The organism is Pseudoalteromonas sp. 3J6 (assembly GCF_903995135.1).
In the GTDB taxonomy this organism is placed as follows: domain Bacteria; phylum Pseudomonadota; class Gammaproteobacteria; order Enterobacterales; family Alteromonadaceae; genus Pseudoalteromonas.
On sequence record NZ_LR877185.1, the window covers coordinates 1,535,679 to 1,558,050 of the forward strand.

Sequence of the window (22,372 nt, forward strand, 5' to 3'; positions counted from 1 at the left end):
TTTAGTCCTTGAACAAAGCCCTCTGCATACGTTAATTTCAATACATCAGGTAATAGGAGTGAGGAATGAACATGCAATCGTGGAACCCAAATAGTTGGAGAGAACTGCCAATACTGCAGCAGCCACAGTACCCAGATCAAGACATATTAAAATCTGTTGAAGGCCAGCTTAAAAGTGCACCGCCTTTAGTGTTTGCAGAAGAGACTAGAAGTTTGTTTAAACAACTTGAAGATGTGTGTGAAGGCCGCGCATTTTTACTTCAAGGTGGTGACTGCGCAGAATCATTTAGTGACTTTAACGCTGCAAATATTCGCGATACATTTAAGACCATTTTACAAATGGCTGTAGTACTAACCTATGGCGGTAAATGCCCAGTTGTAAAAATTGCACGTATGGCAGGTCAATACGCTAAGCCACGCTCAGCCGACTTAGAAACAATAGACGGTGTTTCGTTACCATCTTACCGTGGTGATATAGTAAATAACTTTGAGTTTACTGAAGAAGCACGTATTCCAGACCCTCAGCGTTTAATGACCGCGTATCATCACAGTGCGGCAACACTCAACCTACTACGTGCTTTTGCACAAGGTGGGCTTGCTGACTTACATCAGGTTAACCGTTGGAACATGGGCTTTGTTGCTGCTAATCCACAAAAAGCAAAATACCAACAGCTGGCAGATAAAATTCAAGACGCTTTAGAATTCATGGAAGTATGTGGTATTAATTCAACTATAGCGCCAAGCTTAAAAGAAACAGATTTATATACATCACACGAAGCGTTATTGCTAGGCTATGAAGAGGCATTAACCCGTAGAGACCATTTATCAGGCGACTGGTACGATTGTTCAGCTCACTTTGTTTGGATTGGTGAGCGTACACGTCAGTTAGACCATGCTCATATTGAATTCTTTAAGGGCATTAAAAATCCAATAGGCGTTAAAGTTGGCCCAGGTATGGATCCTGACGAACTTATCCGTTTAATTGATGCACTAAACCCAGATAACATTCCTGGCAGGTTAACGCTCATTACACGAATGGGTGCAGATGTATTACCAGAGAAGCTACCGGCGCTTGTTCGCAAAGTACAGCAAGAAGGGCGTAAGGTAATTTGGAGCTCAGATCCAATGCATGGCAATACAGAGAAAGCCAGCTCAGGTTATAAAACTCGCAGCTTTGATAACATTATGCGCGAAATTAGTCAGTTCTTCGCTGTTCACAAAGCTGAAGGCTCATACGCAGGTGGTGTTCATTTAGAAATGACCGGACAACATGTTACTGAATGTACCGGTGGTGCATACGGTTTATCAGATGATGACTTAGCGCAGCGTTACAAAACTCAATGTGACCCTCGCTTAAATGCCGATCAAGTATTAGAGCTTGGCTTTTTAGTTGCAGACCTTTTAAAAGATGCTCGCAAGTAATACGCCTTCCTAATATGTTAAAAGCCGCTATTATTAACGGCTTTTTTGTGTGCTGTGTGTAATTACATGCTTAAATCACATGTTAGTTTGTTAGTACTTACGACGCTCAAGACCTGTATCAGAAATGATTTTTGCTGAGATCTCTTCAACCGAATGGTGGGTAGAATTTAAATGAGCAATTTTATGCTTCTTATAGAGCATTTCTACTTCGCGCACTTCAATACGACACTGTCTAATTGATGCATATTTTGAATTTGCCATTCGTCTATCTCTGATCGCAGCCAGTCTCTCAGGGTCTATAGTTAAACCAAACAGTTTATGCTTATAAGGCACTAAGCACTTGGGTAACCCTTCGCTTTCTAAATCATCTTCTGTGATCGGATAGTTGGCCGCTTTAATACCGTATTGCAGGGCTAAATAGAGGCTTGTTGGCGTTTTACCGCTTCGACTAACGCCAACTAAAATAATATCAGCCTCAGCAAAGTTTTTAATATTACCGCCGTCGTCATTCATTAAAGCATAGTTAACTGCATCAATTCTAAAGTCATAACTTTTTTCGTGTATTGAATGGGTTCTATGTACTTTAGGTACTGGGGCAACGTTTAATTCGCTTTCAATTTTTTCGCTATAGGTTGTTAAAAAGTCATACGAGACAGCATCTGCAGAGCGAATAATTTCCGATAATTTATGATTCACAAAAGTAAAAAACACTAGAGGCTTCTCACCTTGCTTAGACGATGTGGCGTTAATAAGCGCTTTGATTTCATGCGCTTTTTCTTCGGTTTCTACAAAAGGAATTGTTTTATGATTAAATTCGACAGGAAATAAAGACAAGGTCGCATGACCAAACACTTCAGATGTGATTGCCGTACCATCTGAAATATAAAACGCAGTTCTCATAAAGCCTCTTTTTTATTACATTTAATTTTAAAATAAGTGTATCACGGTTTACGTGAGGACGTTTGCCAGTGTAGAATGGGGGCGACCTTTATAAAAGGTTTTCTTTCTTAACTCTCACAGTTAGTACTACAATTTGTTTTTTGGAGAAAGATCCGTGCAAGAATACGTTCTCTGGTATCAAGAGCTTGGTATGCAAGATGTTCCTCGAGTTGGTGGTAAAAATGCCTCACTTGGTGAAATGATTTCAAACTTAGCTAACGCAGGTGTGCAAGTCCCAGGTGGTTTTGCTACTACCTCAGACGCTTTTAACGAGTTTTTAGAACAATCAGGACTCAACGCAAAAATTCACGACATTTTAGATACTCTTGATGTTGATGATGTAAACACACTCGCCAAAGTCGGCGCCGATATCCGTCAGTGGATTATCGATACCCCATTCCAACCTAGTCTAGATAAAGCAATCCGCGATGCATACAGCCAACTTCATGGTGACGCTTCTGCAGATGTTTCATTCGCTGTTCGATCATCAGCTACTGCTGAAGATATGCCAGACGCCTCGTTTGCAGGCCAACAAGAAACGTTCTTAAACGTTGTTGGTATTGATTCTGTAATGACTGCTATTAAACACGTATTCGCTTCGTTATTTAACGACCGCGCTATTTCTTATCGTGTTCACCAAGGCTACGATCACCGTGGTGTAGCGTTATCAGCGGGTATTCAACGCATGGTACGCTCTGATAAATCAGCATCAGGTGTTATGTTCAGTATTGATACTGAATCGGGCTTTGAAGATGTAGTGTTTATCACATCAAGTTATGGTTTGGGTGAAATGGTTGTACAGGGTGCGGTTAACCCAGATGAATTTTATGTTCATAAACCAACGCTACTTAAAAACAAGCCAGCTGTAGTACGTCGTAACATTGGCTCTAAAGCCATTCAAATGATTTACTCTCAAGACAAAGCTCATGGCAAACAAGTAGAAATTGTTGACGTAGACTCAGCACTTTCAAACAAATTTTCGATTACAGATGAAGAAGTGCAAGATCTTGCCAAACAAGCTGTAATCATTGAAAAGCATTACGGTCGTCCAATGGACATCGAATGGGCAAAAGATGGTAACGATGGCAAACTATATATAGTTCAAGCGCGTCCAGAAACTGTTCGCTCAAACGAAGACACAAACGTAATGGAACGCTTCCAACTAAATGGCAGCAGCAATGTTGTTGTTGAAGGCCGTGCAATTGGTCATAAAATTGGTAGTGGTGTTGTACGTGTACTTGACTCAATCAAAGAGATGGACCAAGTACAAGTAGGTGACATATTAGTTACCGACATGACAGACCCAGACTGGGAACCTATTATGAAACGCGCGGCTGCGATTGTTACTAATCGTGGTGGTCGTACATGTCATGCTGCAATCATTGCACGTGAGTTAGGTATCCCAGCCGTTGTTGGTTGTGGTAATGCAACATACTTAATTAAAGCTGGTCAAGAAGTTACTGTATCATGCGCCGAAGGCGATACTGGTTTCATCTACGAAGGTATTTTAGACTTTGAAGTACTTACTTCACGTGTTGACGAAATGCCTGAACTTCCAATGAAAGTGATGATGAACGTAGGTAACCCAGATCGCGCATTCGATTTTGCACGTTTACCACATTCAGGTGTTGGCCTTGCGCGCGTTGAGTTTATCATCAACCGTATGATTGGCGTTCACCCTAAAGCGTTATTAAATTTTGATGCACAAACAGATGCATTAAAAGCAGAAATCACAGACATGATTGCCGGTTACGAATCACCTGTTGAATTCTATATTGGTAAACTGGTTGAAGGTATTTCTACCCTAGGTTGTGCGTTTGCACCAGAGCGTGTAATTGTTCGTATGTCTGATTTTAAATCAAACGAATATGCTAACTTAGTGGGCGGCCAGCAATACGAGCCAGAAGAAGAAAACCCAATGATTGGTTTCCGTGGCGCTGCACGTTATATCTCTGAAGACTTCCGTGATTGTTTTGCACTTGAGTGTGAAGCTATAAAACGCGTAAGAAACAGCATGGATATGACCAACATCGAAATCATGATCCCATTCGTACGTACCCTTGAAGAAGGTAAACGCGTTATTGAATTACTTGAAGAACATGGCCTTAAACGTGGCGAAAATGGTCTTAAAGTAATCATGATGTGTGAGCTTCCGTCAAATGCATTAATGGCTGAAGAATTCTTAGAATACTTCGATGGTTTCTCTATCGGTTCTAACGATTTAACACAGTTAACGCTTGGTCTTGACCGCGATTCAGGTTTAATTGCTCACCTATTTGATGAGCGTGACCCTGCAATCAAAAAGCTACTTTCTATGGCTATTAAAACAGCCAAAGAAAAAGGTAAATATGTAGGTATTTGTGGTCAAGGTCCTTCAGATCATGAAGACTTTGCAGCATGGTTAGTAGAGCAGGGCATTGACTCTGTTTCGCTAAACCCAGATACAGTACTAGAAACATGGTTATACTTAGCAGACAAACTTGCTAAGTAAGTTACCTCGTTAAAAAATGCCAGCAACTGCTGGCATTTTTTATGACTAAAAATTAATTTTTTGCTAATTTTTTATCTAAGTAGGCACATGAACGAGTCAGTGCTTTTTGGCACCATGTTAAATACCCTCTAGCTTTAGGGTAATACATAGAAAAGCAGAATAAGCCTGCAATAAAAAATATTAACGATGGCCCTGGCACCACAGCAAACAATAATCCGAGTAAAATAAACACTGTTCCGCTGATCTGCATTAGTAGTTTTTTCATATAAACCTCATAGTAGGCGTTTAACTTGATTATAATTGCAGCTGCTCATATATCGATAAAAAGAGTGTTACAAACTGTAAAATCTTCAATTTCTATTAGCCATCGCCATGATATAATTACACAAATGCATTAATAAGCGCCGCCATGATAGCAACTATTACACAACAAGATGCCGCGACCGAGCTTGTCGCAAATTATTTAAATACTATAAAAAATCAAGGGTTTACTGGAGATACAGACGCAAGCTATGCAACCAGACTCACAGCGTCAACCGATAACAGTATTTACCAGCAGCTTCCGCAAGGTGTTATTTTTCCTAAAAGCGAAAAAGACATTCAAGTTGCTCTGCAAATAGCATCGCAAGACCCTTTTTTATCGTTAACTTTTGGTCCTCGCGGTGGCGGCACAGGAACAAATGGTCAATCTTTAACGCCTGGTATTGTGGTTGATTTATCACGTTATATGCGTGAAATCCTCGAGATAAATGTTGAAGAAGGTTGGGTACGAGTTCAAACCGGTGTGATAAAAGATCAACTTAACGACTTTTTAAAACCGTATGGATTTTTCTTTTCACCCGATTTATCTACCAGTAACCGCGCCACTATTGGCGGCATGATCAGTACTGATGCATCGGGGCAAGGCTCCTTAGTTTATGGCAAAACCAGCGATCATGTTTTAGGGCTAACCACCTATTTAGTTGATGGCACTGCAATGTCTACCAGTCCGATAGACATTGAAAAAGCAAAAATAATTGCCGATCAGGAATCCTTAATTGGCAAACTCTACAAAACAGTATTAGACATATCACTTAATGAACGCGACGCTATATTAGCCAAATTTCCACGGTTAAATAGATTTTTAACCGGTTATGACCTAGAACATGTGCTAAGTGAAGACTTACAAACTTTTGATATGAGCCGCTTAATAACAGGATCAGAAGGCTCTTTAGGCATAGTTACTGAAGCAAAATTAAACCTAACACCTATCGCAGAATTTAAAACCCTCATAAATATAAAATATGACAGTTTTGATTCTGCGCTTCGCCATTCACCATTTTTAGTTGATGCCCGCGCAACTTCAGTTGAAACTGTTGACAGCAAAGTATTAAATCTTGCTCGTGAAGATATTATTTGGCATTCAGTATCGGACTTAATAACTGATGTACCAAATAAAGATATGCAAGGACTCAACATGGTTGAGTTTAATGCCGTATCACCAGAAGACATAAAAGACAAAGTAGACACATTATGTAAATTGTTAGATGAGTGTGTTGCTAATCAAACTAATGGCGTTATTGGCTATCAGTTAACCAGCGATAAAAGCGATATTTTAAAAATTTATGCAATGCGTAAAAAATCAGTGGGTTTACTCGGTAATGTAAAAGGCAGCCAAAAACCCCTCGCATTTGCAGAAGACACCGCCGTACCACCAGAAAATTTAGCCGATTATATTGTTGAATTTAGAGCGCTACTTGATAGCTATAATTTACAGTACGGTATGTTTGGTCATGTTGATGCTGGCGTTTTACATGTTAGGCCGGCACTGGATATGTGCGACCCAGAACAAGAAAAATTACTGCGCACTATTTCAGATGAAGTAGTAAAACTCACCGCAAAATACAGTGGTTTAATGTGGGGCGAGCACGGTAAAGGCTATAGAAGTGAATACGGTCCTGAATTTTTTGGTGAGCATTTATTTACGCAATTACGAAAAATAAAATCGGCGTTTGATCCAAATAATAAAATCAACCCCGGAAAAATATGTACCCCGCTTGAAAGTGAAGACTCACTAGTTAGCGTTGATGGGCAAAAGCGTTCTTACTTCGACAAACAAATTTCAATTGATGTTAAGACCAGTTTCAACAATGCAATGACCTGTAATGGTAACGGCTTATGTTTTAATTATGATGAAAACTCGCCAATGTGCCCGTCGTATAAAGTAACTGGCGATCGCCGTAATTCGCCAAAAGGTCGAGCAGGGCTAATGCGTGAATGGTTACGTCTTCAAGAGTCAAAAGATGTTAATTTACTTGAGGTTGAAAAAGAGCTAAACAAAGGTGAAGTAATTACTTGGTGGGAGCGCTTTGTTCATAGCAGAGAGAAAAAACAAGGCGTTTACGATTTTTCACATGAAGTAAAAGCCTCAATGGATGAATGTTTAGCGTGTAAAGCGTGTACTACGGCTTGCCCAATAAAAGTAGATGTGCCAACTTTCCGTGCCCGTTTTTTAAATTATTATCACAGTTATTATGCCCGCCCACTCAAAGATTACTTAGTGGGTAATATAGAAAACAGTGCACCGTTAATGGCAAAATTTGCTAGGGTTATTAATCCAATTGTAAAAACCTCATTAGTTAGTGGCCTCATTAAAAAAACGGTAGGCTATGTTGATACCCCTCAGCTAAGTATTCCTGCACTCAACAAACGTGTAAACAAAGCGCAAAAATTTAATTTAGAATTACTTAAAAAACTAAGTACCGATGAGCAAAATGATTATGTACTCATTGTTCAAGACCCATTCACCAGCTTTTACGAAGCAGAATTGGTTGAGAGTTTTATTACACTAATTACTCAGCTTGGAAAAAAACCAATGCTGTTACCCTTTAAACCCAATGGCAAACCTCAGCACGTGAAAGGTTTTTTACATGAATTTAAGCTAACGGCAAAAAATGCTGCAGAGTTTTTAAATCAGCTTAATGATATTAATGCACCGCTAGTTGGTTTAGATGCGTCGTTAGTTATGTGTTATCGCGATGAATATAATACAATTTTAGAAAATAACCGTGGCGATTTTAATGTGCAACTTGCGCATGAATGGTTAGAAACACTATCGTTCAGTACTTTAGAAGCTAAACAAACTGATACTGAATTTACCTTGTTAAGCCACTGCACCGAAACGACCGCGCTACCAAAAGCCGCAAGTGTGTGGAAAAATATTTTTGATCAGCTTGGTTTAACATTAAACACCACAAATACTGGGTGTTGTGGTATGGCCGGTACTTATGGTCATGAAGCACAAAACAAAGCAAACTCTAAAGCACTTTATGAAATGAGTTGGAAACCTATCGTTGATAAAAATAAACCTGAGCAACTTTTATCAACTGGCTTTTCATGTCGTAGCCAAGTAAAACGTTATGAAAAATTTAAGCCTAAGCATCCAATAGAGCTACTGGCAGAGTTAATTAAGTAAAATCTTGGCGCATAGTTTATTATGCGCCAAAATTTGAGTTTAATTTACTGTTCTAACAAGCCTAGCAGCTTGTGGATATTCTATATACGCAGTATTACCGCCGCCGATGTCATCATACTGGGTGGCTAATGTACCTGTAAGAAAATCAACTTTCCATGCAATTGATGAATAATTAGAATCTATAGAGGAACTCCAATACATAGCTATAAATCTTGTTTCATCTATAGAGTCTTTTCTAGATTGAATTGTACCAGGGAAAATATATTTATTTATAGCTGGACTATGACAACTATGCTCTATAATTGTCTCTAGTTCTTTTACATTTGGTAAGCGCCAATCTGTGTAACTAGCAAATGTTTCACTTTCAGCTATGTTTAACGCATTCCTCCATGTTAGTAGGGCTGATGAAGTATCACCTGAACAATTATTACTATCCCAAGTTTGACCTAAGCTGCATCTCATCCACATTAAATTTGTTTTTATGTCAGTAACTGTTCCATCACCATTGATACTAAAGCGCTCGTTTGGGGTTGTCTTAATAATGCTTTCTGAACATTCTTGTGCTTTTGCTATAGAAAACGTAAATAGAGTTATAAATACAATTAGTAGAGTAGAAAAATTTATTTTTTTATTCATGTTATATCCCTTTAATTTTAATTTGACTTATTGATTTCTAACCAATCGAATATGACTTGCTTTTGTTTTAGACGTTTCTACAATAAAGTTATCTAAAGAATATTCATCACCAAAATTTGGTGGTGGTAGGAAAAAAATACCTATAGCAAGGTTTTGTTCGGGATAGGGAGTCACCTTAGAGGTCGCAGTCCAAAAAGGAAGATTAAAAGAAGTACTTGGGAAAAATGAGGTATCTATATTAGGAGTATTATCAGCTGCGGAAATTCCAAAGTCTCGAATTGATAATAATTCAGTTTGCGTTGGTAATCGCCAATCATTTTTCCCACAAAAATTTTGTTCATTAACCATATTAATGTATGAATAAGAATCACAGCTATCAATAGAACACACACCTTGGTTCTTTAAACCAGGATAACCCGCATTTTTTGAAGAGTCTGGATCGTACCAACTATATGTATGCTTTGGATCATGAAGAGCTTTTTCACTCGATTTAACCTCCCAAACTAATCCAGTAACGTTATCAAGTACACAAGACCAACTCTGTGAACTTTTATCGACTGGGTCTCCATTACTATCAAGTTTAGTAAAACTAAAACCGGCCTTTCCATCTTGATCATAGTTACTACTAATATCACGTCCAGATTGAGCATCTTCACCAACACTAGATTGACAATTCGGTAGTAACTTCCCCTCAGCATCGAATTCCTTAGCGCAGCGCAATAGACCAGTATCATTTATTTTACTGTTAATCAATGGCTTTATTGCTATATTTACAGTAGATATATCTGTTAGTCCTTCAGCATCTGTAACTGTTACTTGGAAAGATAGAACTGTTGATACAATTACAGAAGGTGCTATGAATTTTGCTTTTTGTTTATTTGAATTATTTAATTCAATTATCAACCCTGAATCATCAATTTGACTCCAAGTGTAAGTTAACAAAGAAATGTCATTATCATCACTGCTCAGTGAAGCATCTAATTCAACTGTTTCACTACTAATTGCAAAGTACGATTCACCTGCACTTGCTGTTGGTGGTTCATTTATATCGTTTATTGTAATTAATACAGTATCTTCGATCGAGTTATTAAAATTGTCACTCACTGTAAATTTGAACTCTAGCACTTCAGTATTACTAACAGCAGGAGCTACAAAACCTGTTATTTTTTTATCATTATCATTAAGCGTAACGGGGGAGCCTGATATTTGAATCCACGAGTAGGTGTGTGCATTATCATCAATATTAGTTGAACCGATTAATTGCACTTCTGAACCTTCCTCGACTATCTGATTGGAGCCTGCATCTACGGTTAAAGGAATAACTGTTTTTTTTACAATTATTTTTACTGTATCGCTTGTTTGTGCATCAGAGTTATCTGTAACAACTAACTTAAACTCTAATTCAGTTTCTTCTTCAAAGCTCGGCAGAGTAAAGCTTGTTTTTGAGGTATTATAATTTTGAAGATTAACTTTTTTACCCTTAATTTGCTCCCATAAAAATGAGACAATGTTACCGTCTTCGTCCGAAGCAACGCCATTTAGATTAACTACTTCATTGCTATTTACAATCTGGTCTGGACCTGCGTTAACAGTTGGAATTATATTACTATTCTTAGGCTGTTCTTTATCACCTCCACCACTACCACAAGATGCAACAGAAATAGCAATAGCTACATTCAAAATAAACTTAACAATTTTATTCGCTTAAATATCCTTATAAAAATAATTAGAAAATATATTACCACAATTTTAAATAACAGTGTTTACGCTTTTTTATTTGAAAAACTGTCTGCAATCGGTTTTGTACTAATACCATGAATAAATACACTAAATAAAATTGTGGTCATAGCAATGGTCGCAATTTGAAATTTATTTTCTATTTGTGTATCAATAACCATTAAAGTAAAAACAATCGAAGCCAATCCTCGTGGCCCAAACCAAGCAAACGTTAAACGCTCTTTTATTTTTAATGACGTAAATTGCAATGACAACATAACAGGAATTATTCTGATCAGTGTTGTACTAAGTAGCGCATAAATTATTATTTCAGTATTTAATTTCGGGATCACTAAATAAGCACAAACAAAACCGAATAAACACCAAATCATTAAAGAGGAAAAGTCAGCTATATGCTCTGAGTCTTCAATCAGCTCTTTGTTTATTTTGGTGCTCGCGTATTTATCAAATAAAAGCCCCGCTACAAATACGGCAATAAATCCACTGCCATGAAAATATTGCGTAAGTGAAAATACAGCCATAGCAAAACCCAATAGTAAAAACGGGCTAGTATTTTGGGCAAAGTAATGTCGCTTCATTGCAATATTCAAACACGGAATAAAAACAGCAATACTTGCAAATGCAATTAATAATGCAACTCCCAATTCTCTACCAAACACACTTAACGTTTGTGTTGCAGTAATTGCAGATTCAGGATTTTTTGCGAGCAGAATAAATATTAAAAATATAGGCACACATAAGCCATCGTTTAAACCGCTTTCTGTATTAATACCTTCGCGTATTTTTTCAGGCACTTTTGTATTGCTTAATAATCCCTTACTTAAAGCCGCATCGGTTGGGGTTAATATAATTGCGATAAGTGCTGCTTGAATTAAGGAAAGCTCAGCAAATAAAAATAACGCAGTAGCAATCCCGAGTAATAGGGTTAAAGGTAAGGCAACAAATAAAAGTAAACTTGGGTATTGAAAACTATGCCTTAATACTCCTAATTTTGACTTTGCTGCATCGGTAAATAAAAAGATACTGAGCGTTAATTCTATAAAGGGCAGTAAAAACCGTAAGCCATTTTTAAAATTTTCACTTTCGTTCGGAGCTATCAATGCTAGCAGCATCCCCCCTATAACAAAAAACATCGGCCCAGTAATTTCTGTTTTTTCTAATTGGCGTAGTGTTGTAGAATAAATTAAAAATAATGCACCAATAAGAGCAATAATTAAGTATTCCATTAAATCTTCCTTTTTATTCCAGACTTTGCCCGTTCTTTAATATTTGTTTGAATATATATTTGATCGGTTGTGGCTATTTTTGCGTGGCCTAAATCTTCAGATAAATGTTTTAAAGGTCGAGTTTGTGCGTCATGCGTTGCACCGGTATGTCGAAGCCAATGTGCAGTGGCCGCTTCTAATTGTTCCGCGTCATCTTTAAAGCCATCATCAAGTAATGACTGCTGAGCAATATCAAAACTTTGTTGTACTAAACGTCGAATTTGTCTTACTGTCATACCACCTTGGCCACGAATTTTATGCACTAAAGGGTCGGATTCGTCAACACGGGGCAGGGCAGGTAAACCACGGTATAACCGATAACGTTTTAAATACTCAAGAAAATCATCACTTAAAGTTACATCTCGTAATTTATTACCCTTACCCATTATACGTAAAAACCAAAAGCCATCGTTATCTTGCCAAAAATGAGACATAACAGGTGACCATTGTGGACGTTCTGATAATTCTGATATACGTAAATATAATCCTTTTAAACAGGCGAGGGTAAAAAGGTTTCTTTCATACTCTGGTTTTTGTTCGCACAGATCACGCGTTACACCAAATACGTATTCCCATTGAATATCGCTTAATGTATCGGGAATTTGTATTTGTGACTGTACAACCAAGTAGGGGCTATTTTTCTTAACCACAGGTACAAAGTTAGCGAAGGTTTTTTCTTCTAAAATAGCGAACTTGTAAAATACATTAAGTGCAGTAAACATTGCGGATAATGTTTGCTGACTCGCAATAGATTCTTTTTGCATGAAAGGGCGCCAATTTTGGTTTAACCTACGTACTCCTTGCTCATCTTTATAGCGCCACTGCACCGAAGTTGATGCCCACTTTTTATCCGGCTCGACCATAAAATCAACATACGCCTCAATATCTTCACGCTTTAAATCGAATACTGATTTTTCAGCTATAAGCCATGACCACAAATAAAATCGTTCTAATTCATTGCGAAAACGACTATAAGTTGCTTCTGATTTTCGGCCATAAACATATAAAAACTGGTATAAAAAATTTAGATCGGCCTTTGATTCAGTTACAGTCAAGCTGACTTGCTGTATAAAAGAGGCTAGTTCTGGATATTCTGATTGCAGTGTATTATCTTCAAGATGAGCTATTTGATAACGTAATTGTTTTAATGTATCGACCAGAGCAACAAGCATAATAGTAAAATATATAAGAAAATAATAAACTTATAGATTAACCTTAAAGTCCGATACTGTCTAGTATTGGACATAACGAAATTTTGATATTTATGCTAAATGCAGATTTATTAACCATATACCTTATTAAAGGAAAAATCATGAAAAAATTACTTCTGTTGAGCATGTTAGTTATTAGCGTTTTATTAACAGGTTGCGCTACTACAGGCAGTGCTTCTCCTGGAGAAAAACGTGCTTTAGTACAAAGTATGAAATCGAATACATTAACTGCTTTATACGAAAAAAAACCAGATGTTAAAACTCAAATTGCAAACTCTGCCGGTTATGCTGTATTTGATAATGCCAATGTAAACGTTATTTTAGCCAGTTTTGGTGGTGGGTACGGTGTAGTAAAAAATAACCTAACCGGAAAATCTACCTATATGAATATGGGCGAAGCTGGTTTAGGCTTAGGTTTAGGTGTTAAAGATTTCAATATTGTTATGGTTTTTCACGATCAAGCAGCGTTAAATAGATTTATTAAACATGGTTGGGCGTTCGGTGGTAATGCCGATGCTGCTGCAAAATACCAAGATAAAGGTGGCGCTTTAGTTGCCGAAGCTATTGCTGACCAAGTTACTGTTTACTCTTTAACCGAAAGTGGCCTTGCACTGCAAGCAGTTTTAAAAGGCACTAAATTTTGGGTCGATTCTGAGCTAAACTAAGCTATCAAAACCCTATCATAAGTGGGCTAGTTTTATGGATTACGCCCACTTTAATTTAATTCACTCAATTTAACATAACGTAATTTATAGGTAGTTAACTATCAGCTATCAGCTATCAGCTATCAGCTATCAGCTATCAGCTATCAGCTATCAGCTATCAGCTATCAGCTATCAGCTATCAGCTATCAGCTATCAGCTAAAATAATTTTACGCTTATAGAATCCAATATACGATGTTTATTATTCTCTTTTCATTTTTTAACGAATAGCAGGAAACATGTATAAAACATTTAAAGCATAAAATAAAACTTAGAACACTTATTTATCTGACCTAAAAAACCAGCTTTTAAATATAATTAAAACTTAAACACTTTAATATAAAGGCTTACACTCTTTCATTTATATCACTTGAGATGGTTATTTTAATTTTTAAAGTTAAATTAGTTATATAACTTCAAATCAAAGTTATCAGCATTTAATTTATTATCAAATGCTTCAGCTAATTTCTCAGTTTCACTAAACACGGTGTTCCAATATTTAATCCGGGTATCGGCATCGAGATCAGTAAAGTCGTTTCTGTCTGGGATTTTTCCGTAAGGTAAGCCGGCAATAAATTCTTTTGATGGGGTGATCATCACAACGTTGTCGTAATTTTGTGGTGCTACTTTTCGTTTTAAATTTTTATCAAACCACCCTGCTTTTGGATCTGAATTAAAATGTGGATACAAAATTAAGCCTGGGTTATTAATTTTTAAATCAAAGTGGTAATCGATAATGCCGCCATCACGGTAAATTCCTGGTGGCGAACCGCCAATATTTTTTATACCTTGCATTACTAGTGGTATAGAACCTGATGCCAATAAGGCATCTTTTAAATTTGTTTGCGTGAGTTCAATGTTTTGTGTTTTAAACTTGTAGCTGTCGGTAATACTTAAATTACTATTAGGTGCGCCAAAAATAAAACGCTCATACTGGGCGCCTAATAATTTACGATTAACGCGGTTAAGCATATAACTTTTTGATAAACCCAAAAGCTGTATTAATTTATGTTCGCTGGCAATAAAGCCGTTAGATTTTGCGACAATAAAATGCGCTTTAAAAACGGGATTATTTATAATTTCAGTAACGCCATCATCACCAAATACATCATCTAATAATGCGCGGGCTTTAAGTGTAATTTCAGCGGGCGTTGGTTTATTACTAGAATATCGGGTTTGTGAATACGATTTTGCTAACCGCTTAATGGCAGCAACGGGATCGTTTTGTGCAAAACAGGCTGAACGAAAAGCCCCTGCAGATGAGCCAATTAAATTAAGCGGTTGGGTGCGATGTTTAAAAAATTCGCCAAATATATATTTGTCTAAACCAAATAAGGTAAACCATTTAGGGCCACCACTTGCCCCTAAAAAAGAGGTAAAAATCTCGGGTTTAAAACCTTGTTCGTTTATTATTTTTGCTGCAGTTTTACCCGCATAAATGTCGATCATCTAAAAATACTACCTGTAGAGTCGCAGTTTAATGTTGTTAAAGCCAAACTTAAAAATGAATACTTATGCAAAATAAAACTTTTAAACTTTAATCTTAATCCCAAATTCCGTCTTCACATTTGCCCTGCACTTTTACGTTTTTTACCTTAAACTCAGGCTCTATGCCTTTGTCTCTTTGTGCGTGGTAGTCGTTAGTAACAGACAAAATAGTCGGTGTGAGTAGTATAATAGCGATAACGTTTACCACTGTCATTAACCCTAGAGCAATATCAGCTAAATCCCATACTTGTTTTAAGGTGGCTGATGCGCCCCACAACATCATTGATAAATAAAGCAAAGTATAAATACCGCGCCCTACTTTGTTATCGAGCTTAAATAAGTGGAGGTTACTTTCGGCGTAGGCGTAGTTAGCAACCACCGAGGTAAAAGCAAATAAAGTAATGGCAGCGGCTACAAAATACACGCCGCCTTGCGCTAAGTGTGAGGTCATAGCGCTTTGTGTTAAGCGTATGCCTTCCATTTCACCGCTTATATCTACATCGGCCAATAAAATAATAACCGCGGTACAACTGCACAATACGATGGTATCGAAAAACACCCCTAACATTTGTATGTAGCCTTGCGTAGCCGGATGGTTTGGCATTGGACTGGCACTTGCCGATGCATGCGGCACACTTCCCGCGCCAGCCTCATTAGAATATAAACCGCGTTGTATACCATTTTTAATGGCTGCACCCATGGCGCCTGCACCAGCTTCTTGCAAGCCAAACGCTGATAAAAATATATCTTTGAGCATGGCAGGTACTTGAGTGAAGTTAATCAGTGTAATTACTACAGCAACAAGCACAAACACGATGCCCATAACAGGCACTACTCGCTCGGCGAATCGGGCAATGGCTTTAAAGCCCCCCAAAATAATAGAGCCTGCTAAAAGTGTGATCACAACACCTGAGTAAAAAGTGGGTATTTCAAATGCGTAATTTAGTGCATCGGTAATGGTGTTGGTTTGCATGGCGCTAAAGGTAAAGCCGTAACCTAAAAACAAACAGGCGGCAAACACAATAGCAAATGCACGACTGCCTAAGCCTTGTTGAATATAATACGCAGGGCCACCTCTGAATTCGCCATTGCTGTCGCGAATTTTATATACCTGGCCTAAAATACTTTCTGCAAATCCGGTTGCCATACCCAGTATAGCAATGACCCACATCCAAAATATGGCGCCGCTACCACCGAGTGATATAGCCACAGCCACACCGGCTAAATTACCTGTGCCTACTCGAGCACACAGCCCAGTACAGAGCGCTTGAAATGATGAAATATCGTTTTTATTACACTTACTACTGCCTTTTAGCAGGCTAAACATGTGCTTAAATTTAACTAATTGAATTGCTTTTAAGCGTACTGAAAACCATATTCCGGTAAATAGGAGAATGTAAATAAGTACTTGCCCTTCGCCCCATAAAAGGCCATTTACACTTTTTACTACGGTATCGAACATGGGCTAATCCTTTTTGTATTTATTATGTTTTTACTCAGCGAGTAGTTGAGTAATTTGCATTTAATAATGCATGTTAGCCATAGCTTAGCGGAGCTAAGCTGCCTTAGAATGTTGACTTAGAGGTAGGTTATTTACTTTGCAGGTGTATACCCGCAATCATGCATCTAACCGAACCTCCCGCCGACTCTATGGTTGGTATAGGTAACGGAACAAGTTTAGCTGTTTTTTGTATTGCTGTTTTTTGCTCGGTTGTAAGTGCATTAAACGCCGTTTGTGAGAGCGCTAAAATACGACCATTTGTACCTTGTAGCTCAATTGCATTGCCACAAAAGCTACTTATTTGCTCACTAGTTAAGTTTATTACTTCTAAATGGCTTTGTATAAAATGGCTAGTTAATTGTTTGTGCTGACTATTTGGCACCATATTTAAGCTGATCATGGCAAACTGTGTGGCTACACACATCAATACATTAGTATGATAAACCGCAGTACCTTGCTCATCGTAGGCGTTAAACACAACAGGTTTTAGCTTTAATTGCTCGCATACTGTATTAACTACAGCTTTATTAGTGCGCTTCGATTCTACTGCATAAGCAAGCTTATGTAAGTGATCAATAACAAGCGATCCTGTACCTTCTAGAAATGAATTTTCTTTCGATAAAAATGAATAATCACTCACAGACAACACTTTATAGTGATTAGTCAAAAAATCAATAATATCTTTTCGATATTCTAATCTTCTGTTTTCTGCGTACATTGGGTATATAACTAGCTCGCCACTTTGATGGGTAGAAAACCAATTATTTGGAAACACAGAATCGGGCGTGTGCGTATGTTCGTCTTCAAAAAGATGAACTGTTACGCCCTCGTTTTGTAATAATTTAACCGCATTAGTTACTTCGTCAAAAGCAAGCTGACTCTGGTTTTGTGAGTTGCAGCTACTTTGAAACGTGTTGTCTAACATAGTTTGTGGGTTAGATGTAAAGTGATGCGGGCGCACCATAACCACAGCTGTTGGTGCTTGCTTTATGTGGCTCATGCGACTTGCTCTTGCTTAGTTGTTTTTGATGTTTGCACACTATTAAGTACCGAAAATAAATTACGCGGATCGGCTTGTTGTGTAATTAAATCAAGTAATGAAAACTCACCCGCAACCACCAGCGCATCTTTAATATAAATCAGCGCGGTAAAGTCTTCGCTCGCAAAACCTACCCCATCAAAAATAGTAAGCTCGTCGTTACTTGTACGCCCAGGTGTTTGTTTATTAATTACTTTATGAAACTCGGTCACGGCAAAGTTTTCGGACATTTGCTGTATTTCGCCCTCTATTCTGGTTTGAGGCTCATACTCTACAAACACATTTGCGCGCCCTAACAATTGGGAATCAAGCTCTGTTTTACCAGGGCAATCGCCACCAATCGCATTAATATGAACACCTTGCGGTATCATATCGCTGGTTAAAATGGTTGCGTTGGTTTTATCAGCCGTACAGGTTGTAATAATGTGCGCACCTTGCACGGCTTCTTCTGCGCTATTGCATATAGTTACATTTAAACCATAGCCACTTAAATTGTTGTAGGCTTTTTTAGAGGCGTTTTTATCAATATCGTATAAACGAATGTGGGTCATGCCTAATACGGTTTTAAAAGCTAATGCTTGAAACTCAGACTGTGCACCATTACCAATTAATGTAAGCGTTGTTGAGTGTTTGGGTGCTAAATACTTTGCCACAAGCGCCGATGTAGCCGCTGTGCGTAAGGCCGTGAGTAAGCACATTTCGCTGATCATAACCGGATAGCCGCTATCAACATCCGATAAAATACCAAACGCGGCCACGGTTTGAAGTTCTTCAAAGGTGTTTTTTGGATGACCATTTACATATTTGCAGCTAAACATTTCACCGTCGCTTACAGGCATAAGCTCTATTACGCCATCCGGAGAGTGCGCCGCATAACGTGGCGATTTATCAAATTCGTCCCAGCGAGCAAAGTCGTGTTCTAATCTTTGGGTAAGCTCAAGCAATACGTTTTCTATTCCGACTTTATTTATAAGTTTGGCCATTGTCTGTACGCTAACAAATGGAACACCTTGTTTTGGCTCTGCTATAAAATGACTCATAAACACCTCTTTAATGACTATATAAGTTAATTGAAATAAGTTTATAGGCCAGAGGTGACAGTTAAAATGCCAAAAGTTTATACAAATAATGTTATTTTTTAGCAAATTGCTATGCAATAAAGTACAAATTTAGTAATTTATAATAAACACATAACCCAAGGCGTTTTATGACCCCTTACATTTACGACTCCTTAGATAACGCATTAATAGCCGAATTACGAAAAGATGGCCGCGCTTCTATTTCAGCCCTAGCCGATGTTTTAAAGGTGTCACGCGGGACGGTGCAAAATCGCTTAGACCGTTTAGTTTCATCGGGCGCTATATTAGGCTTTACGGTGCGTGTACATGAACACATCGAAACCGAGGCTGTAAGAGCAATAATGATGGTGGAAGTGGTGGGAAAATCTACATCGCAGGTAATTAAAACTCTTCGCGGCATACCAGAGCTAACAAAGTTACATACAACCAACGGCGCTTGGGATTTAGTGGCTGAAATACAGGCTGCAAATTTAGGTGAGTTTGATGGCGTACTTAGGCAAGTGCGCGAAATAGAAGGCATTTTAAATAGCGAAACCAGTATATTATTATCATCTACTTAGGTTTTATTAACGCCATGCTTTACTAAAAGTATTTTAGGCAATACTCGGGTTATTTATTAGGTAATGGAGTAGGCAATGAATAAGCTTTCTATTCGGTATTATTCGCAAGATATAAAGCGCCACCAGCATAATTACCATCAACTTGTTTTACCCTTACACGGTGAAATTTTCATAACGTTAAATAATGACTTTAAAACAACGGTTAGTACGGGTAGTTGTATCGTTATAGAGAAAAACGTGGTGCATGCCTTTACGGCCGATGAAGCCGCGCGTTTTATTGTGGCAGATTTAGACGCGCTACCTGAAAACCTTATTCATCTTTTATGCCCTAAAATCTCAATAGATAGTCGTTTATTAAGTTACTTACAGTTTATAGAGCAGCAACTGCTTTTTGTTAGCGATGAAAAGCTTACTAGTTCAACCTTTGATTTATTTTACTTATTACTTTGTGAGCAAAGTAGCCACAGTAATATTGATAAGCGAATAGATAATGTAATAACCATTGTTAAGCAAAACTTAGCGTACCCCTACACGTTAAAAGAGCTGGCCGATATAGCCTGTTTAAGCGTTACGCAATTTAAAACTGTGTTTAAAAAAAGTACCACTATGAGTGCACTGCAATATTTAACTATGTTGCGAATGCAGCACGCTCGCGCCCTTTTAACCCATTCAGACTTACCGATTGCTTTAGTAGGCGAGCGCATTGGTTATAACGATGCCTCTGCGTTTAGCCGCCGGTTTAATTTATACTTTGGTCAGCCACCTAAGGCATTTGCAAAGCAATAATATAGATAACCTAAACACGAGATAATAAATCAAGCTTAAGCAGAACTTAGGTTAAATTGCGTCAGAGCAAACAATAACACCGTCTTTTTAGCACATTTTTCAAAAACCTGTATTGATACACTCAGTAAATAGTATTTACGGAGGATAATTAATGGCAACACACATAGGTTTTTTAGCAATATTTTCGTGGGGGCTTTTAGCTTTACTGGGTAATTTAACCAAAGCGCTCCCTGCTTTTCAGTTGCTTTTCATTTGCTTTGCACTCTCTTTTATTATTTTATTAGTAAAGCGTTTTGCTTCAAAACAGCCATTATTAACCCCTCCTAAGCTTTCTAAAAAACAAATGATAATAGGTGTTATTGGTTTATTTGGTTTTCACTTTTGTTATTTTATGGCTTTAAAGTACGGCCCCTTAATAGAGGTAAGCTTAATAGTGTATCTTTGGCCATTATTACTGGGTGTATTTGTGGCTACCCCAGGGTCTAAATTTAAATCAATATTAGGCGGATTACTGGGGTTTTTAGGCACGCTTAGTTTAATTATCGATGGCAGTGGATTATCTATCAATAGTGAGTATTACTTAGGGTACTTTTTTGCAGGTTGCTGCGCGGTACTGTGGTCTAGTTATTCTTATTTAATGTCGCAATTTGATAGCCATGTGGATGACATAGGCTGGCTTTCACTTATTGTGGCAGTGCTTGCCCTTTTTGCACATTTTTATTTTGAAACAACCGTTATTAGTTTGTCTGTCTCACAATGGCTAGGTGCTATTTTATTGGGATTAGGCCCAGTGGGTGGTGCATTTTATTTATGGGATCATGGCTTAAAGTTTGGTAACCGCTCGCTATTAGCCTCATTGAGTTTTTTAACGCCGGTGCTCTCTACCTTTATTTTAATACTCGCCTCGCAGGCTCCCTTGAGTTGGTCAGTATTTATAGCTTTAGCGCTTATTTTATTAGGGGCGGCGATTAGCAATAAAAGGCCATCGATAAGTTTAAAAAAAGCATAGTTTTAATTTTACCAACGCTTAAACTTAAGGTAATTTAAGTTTAAGCGTTAATATACAGCTACATAGCGTAGCTCTGTGCATAATCTACTATACGTGTATTTTGGCTTTTTAAATAAGCGCGTCCTGCTTTTACACCTAGCTTATGATCAAAGCGTAAATCGTCGTTAGAGCTGCCTAATAATTTACTGTGCAGCTTTTCGTCTGCAAAAATTTGTATAATTTCTACATCACTAGGCGGATTGGCTATAAATGATAGCTCGTCCAGGTATGCTTGCTCGTGTTGAATCAAGTAATCAAGTGTTTTTGGGCAGTAGCCCGATGCACATGCAAATGTTCTAAGCTTTTGAACCCATGCAGTTTGCGCTTGAAAATTCTCATCAACGGTTCTTATTACCACGATTTTTCGTGCGCCACGGTTATAAGCTTCGCGTACAGGCAATGGCGCAGCTAAGCCGCCATCTAAATAAAAATCTTCACTTGATTGCTCTGCAGCTAAATGCGCTTCGTTTGCCGCTTTTGACCCTAACCAAGGAGTAAGTTTAACGCCTTGTTTATACAAAAAAGGTAACGCGCTAGATGCTTTTAACAAATCGCGCCATTGCTTACCCTCGCCTGTAGGTGAAAGGTAATAGGCTTTTCTGTCGCGTGCATTGGTTGCCGTTATAAGCAGCTCTCGCTCACCTAAGCTGGTTTTTGCTGTTTTAAAATCAAGAGCTCTGTTTACTTCGGTGGTTTTGTCAAAGTACCAGTCTAAGTCAACAATGTGCTTGCCCATTAAACCACGCCCTAGTTGAAAAAAGCGTTTGTTACGCGAAAGCCCTCTGATCAAGCGTTTAGCGTAGCCTTTTTGACGCGCTAAATAACTGGTTAAATTTTGCGAGCCAGCAGACGTCCCTATAAATAAATCAAACGGGTCGTAGTTTTGCTCTAACCACGCGTCAAGTACACCAGCTGTAAATATCCCTCGCTGCCCTCCACCTTCAGCAATCAATGCAGTTTTAGGGTGCATAGGCTTATTGAATGTGTGTGGAGCAACATTTATTTGAGATTTCAC

The 22,372-nt window shown here is 38.1% G+C and carries 18 protein-coding genes; 7 read left to right on the top strand and 11 right to left on the bottom strand.

Annotated features, from left to right (window positions below):
* Positions 1–71: 71 nt before the first annotated feature.
* On the top strand, positions 72–1,421 hold the full coding sequence (locus P3J6_RS07100; RefSeq protein ID WP_171039112.1) for a class II 3-deoxy-7-phosphoheptulonate synthase: 1,350 nt from the start codon (positions 72–74) through the stop codon (positions 1,419–1,421).
* Positions 1,422–1,511: 90 nt separating this feature from the next.
* On the opposite strand, the gene ppsR is transcribed toward P3J6_RS07100, so the two are convergent.
* Complete coding sequence (ppsR, locus tag P3J6_RS07105) at positions 1,512–2,321, bottom strand: posphoenolpyruvate synthetase regulatory kinase/phosphorylase PpsR (protein WP_008108730.1); 810 nt, start codon at positions 2,319–2,321, stop codon at positions 1,512–1,514.
* 154 nt (positions 2,322–2,475) lie between these two features.
* Between ppsR and ppsA the strand changes: the two genes are divergently transcribed.
* Positions 2,476–4,851 (top strand): phosphoenolpyruvate synthase, encoded by a 2,376-nt coding sequence (gene ppsA, locus P3J6_RS07110; RefSeq protein WP_198522565.1) that lies wholly within the window; start codon positions 2,476–2,478, stop codon positions 4,849–4,851.
* Positions 4,852–4,903: 52 nt separating this feature from the next.
* On the opposite strand, the gene P3J6_RS07115 is transcribed toward ppsA, so the two are convergent.
* Complete coding sequence (locus tag P3J6_RS07115; RefSeq protein WP_178957086.1) at positions 4,904–5,116, bottom strand: PGPGW domain-containing protein; 213 nt, start codon at positions 5,114–5,116, stop codon at positions 4,904–4,906.
* A gap of 144 nt (positions 5,117–5,260) precedes the next feature.
* On the opposite strand from P3J6_RS07115, the gene ydiJ reads away from it, so the two are divergent.
* Positions 5,261–8,305, top strand: coding sequence for a D-2-hydroxyglutarate dehydrogenase YdiJ (ydiJ, locus tag P3J6_RS07120; RefSeq protein ID WP_198522566.1), 3,045 nt, complete (start codon positions 5,261–5,263; stop codon positions 8,303–8,305).
* Between the two features lie 39 nt (positions 8,306–8,344).
* On the opposite strand, the gene P3J6_RS07125 is transcribed toward ydiJ, so the two are convergent.
* The 4 genes from P3J6_RS07125 to P3J6_RS07140 form a co-directional block, all read right to left on the bottom strand.
* On the bottom strand, positions 8,345–8,941 hold the full coding sequence (locus P3J6_RS07125) for an Lcl C-terminal domain-containing protein (protein WP_178957088.1): 597 nt from the start codon (positions 8,939–8,941) through the stop codon (positions 8,345–8,347).
* Positions 8,942–8,968: 27 nt separating this feature from the next.
* Positions 8,969–10,621, bottom strand: a complete 1,653-nt coding sequence (locus tag P3J6_RS07130; RefSeq protein ID WP_198522567.1) for an Lcl C-terminal domain-containing protein — start codon at positions 10,619–10,621, stop codon at positions 8,969–8,971.
* An 83-nt stretch (positions 10,622–10,704) separates the two neighbouring features.
* Positions 10,705–11,904: a cation:proton antiporter gene (locus P3J6_RS07135; RefSeq protein ID WP_198522568.1), complete on the bottom strand. Its 1,200-nt coding sequence runs from the start codon at positions 11,902–11,904 to the stop codon at positions 10,705–10,707.
* Positions 11,904–13,115, bottom strand: coding sequence for a tyrosine-type recombinase/integrase (locus tag P3J6_RS07140; protein WP_008108719.1), 1,212 nt, complete (start codon positions 13,113–13,115; stop codon positions 11,904–11,906). Before P3J6_RS07140 ends, P3J6_RS07135 begins: the two co-directional genes overlap by 1 nt.
* Before the next feature lie 140 nt (positions 13,116–13,255).
* On the opposite strand from P3J6_RS07140, the gene P3J6_RS07145 reads away from it, so the two are divergent.
* Positions 13,256–13,819, top strand: coding sequence for a YSC84-related protein (locus P3J6_RS07145; RefSeq protein ID WP_008108715.1), 564 nt, complete (start codon positions 13,256–13,258; stop codon positions 13,817–13,819).
* A gap of 439 nt (positions 13,820–14,258) precedes the next feature.
* On the opposite strand, the gene P3J6_RS07150 is transcribed toward P3J6_RS07145, so the two are convergent.
* The 4 genes from P3J6_RS07150 to P3J6_RS07165 all read right to left on the bottom strand — a co-directional run bounded on the left by P3J6_RS07150 (position 14,259) and on the right by P3J6_RS07165 (position 18,924).
* A complete protein-coding gene (locus tag P3J6_RS07150) occupies positions 14,259–15,305 on the bottom strand; it encodes a patatin-like phospholipase family protein (RefSeq protein WP_198522569.1) in 1,047 nt (348 codons plus the stop codon).
* Between the two features lie 94 nt (positions 15,306–15,399).
* Positions 15,400–16,806, bottom strand: a complete 1,407-nt coding sequence (locus P3J6_RS07155) for an alanine/glycine:cation symporter family protein (protein ID WP_198522570.1) — start codon at positions 16,804–16,806, stop codon at positions 15,400–15,402.
* A 127-nt stretch (positions 16,807–16,933) separates the two neighbouring features.
* Entirely contained in the window at positions 16,934–17,845 is a 912-nt protein-coding gene (gene ctlX / locus P3J6_RS07160) for a citrulline utilization hydrolase CtlX (protein WP_198522571.1), read from the bottom strand.
* The gene (locus P3J6_RS07165) at positions 17,842–18,924 is read right to left on the bottom strand and encodes an ornithine cyclodeaminase (protein WP_198522572.1); all 1,083 of its coding nucleotides are present in this window, start codon (positions 18,922–18,924) and stop codon (positions 17,842–17,844) included. The genes ctlX and P3J6_RS07165 overlap by 4 nt, the downstream gene beginning before the upstream one ends.
* Before the next feature lie 167 nt (positions 18,925–19,091).
* Between P3J6_RS07165 and P3J6_RS07170 the strand changes: the two genes are divergently transcribed.
* The 3 genes from P3J6_RS07170 (at position 19,092) to P3J6_RS07180 (ending at position 21,318) form a co-directional block, all read left to right on the top strand.
* On the top strand, positions 19,092–19,523 hold the full coding sequence (locus P3J6_RS07170) for an Lrp/AsnC family transcriptional regulator (protein WP_054201566.1): 432 nt from the start codon (positions 19,092–19,094) through the stop codon (positions 19,521–19,523).
* A gap of 75 nt (positions 19,524–19,598) precedes the next feature.
* Positions 19,599–20,309, top strand: coding sequence for an AraC family transcriptional regulator (locus P3J6_RS07175; protein ID WP_099293276.1), 711 nt, complete (start codon positions 19,599–19,601; stop codon positions 20,307–20,309).
* A gap of 151 nt (positions 20,310–20,460) precedes the next feature.
* Positions 20,461–21,318, top strand: a complete 858-nt coding sequence (locus P3J6_RS07180) for a DMT family transporter (protein WP_198522573.1) — start codon at positions 20,461–20,463, stop codon at positions 21,316–21,318.
* Between the two features lie 58 nt (positions 21,319–21,376).
* Here P3J6_RS07180 and P3J6_RS07185 read toward each other — a convergent pair whose 3' ends face one another.
* A complete protein-coding gene (locus P3J6_RS07185) occupies positions 21,377–22,327 on the bottom strand; it encodes a patatin-like phospholipase family protein (protein WP_198523783.1) in 951 nt (316 codons plus the stop codon).
* Positions 22,328–22,372 lie beyond the last annotated feature (45 nt).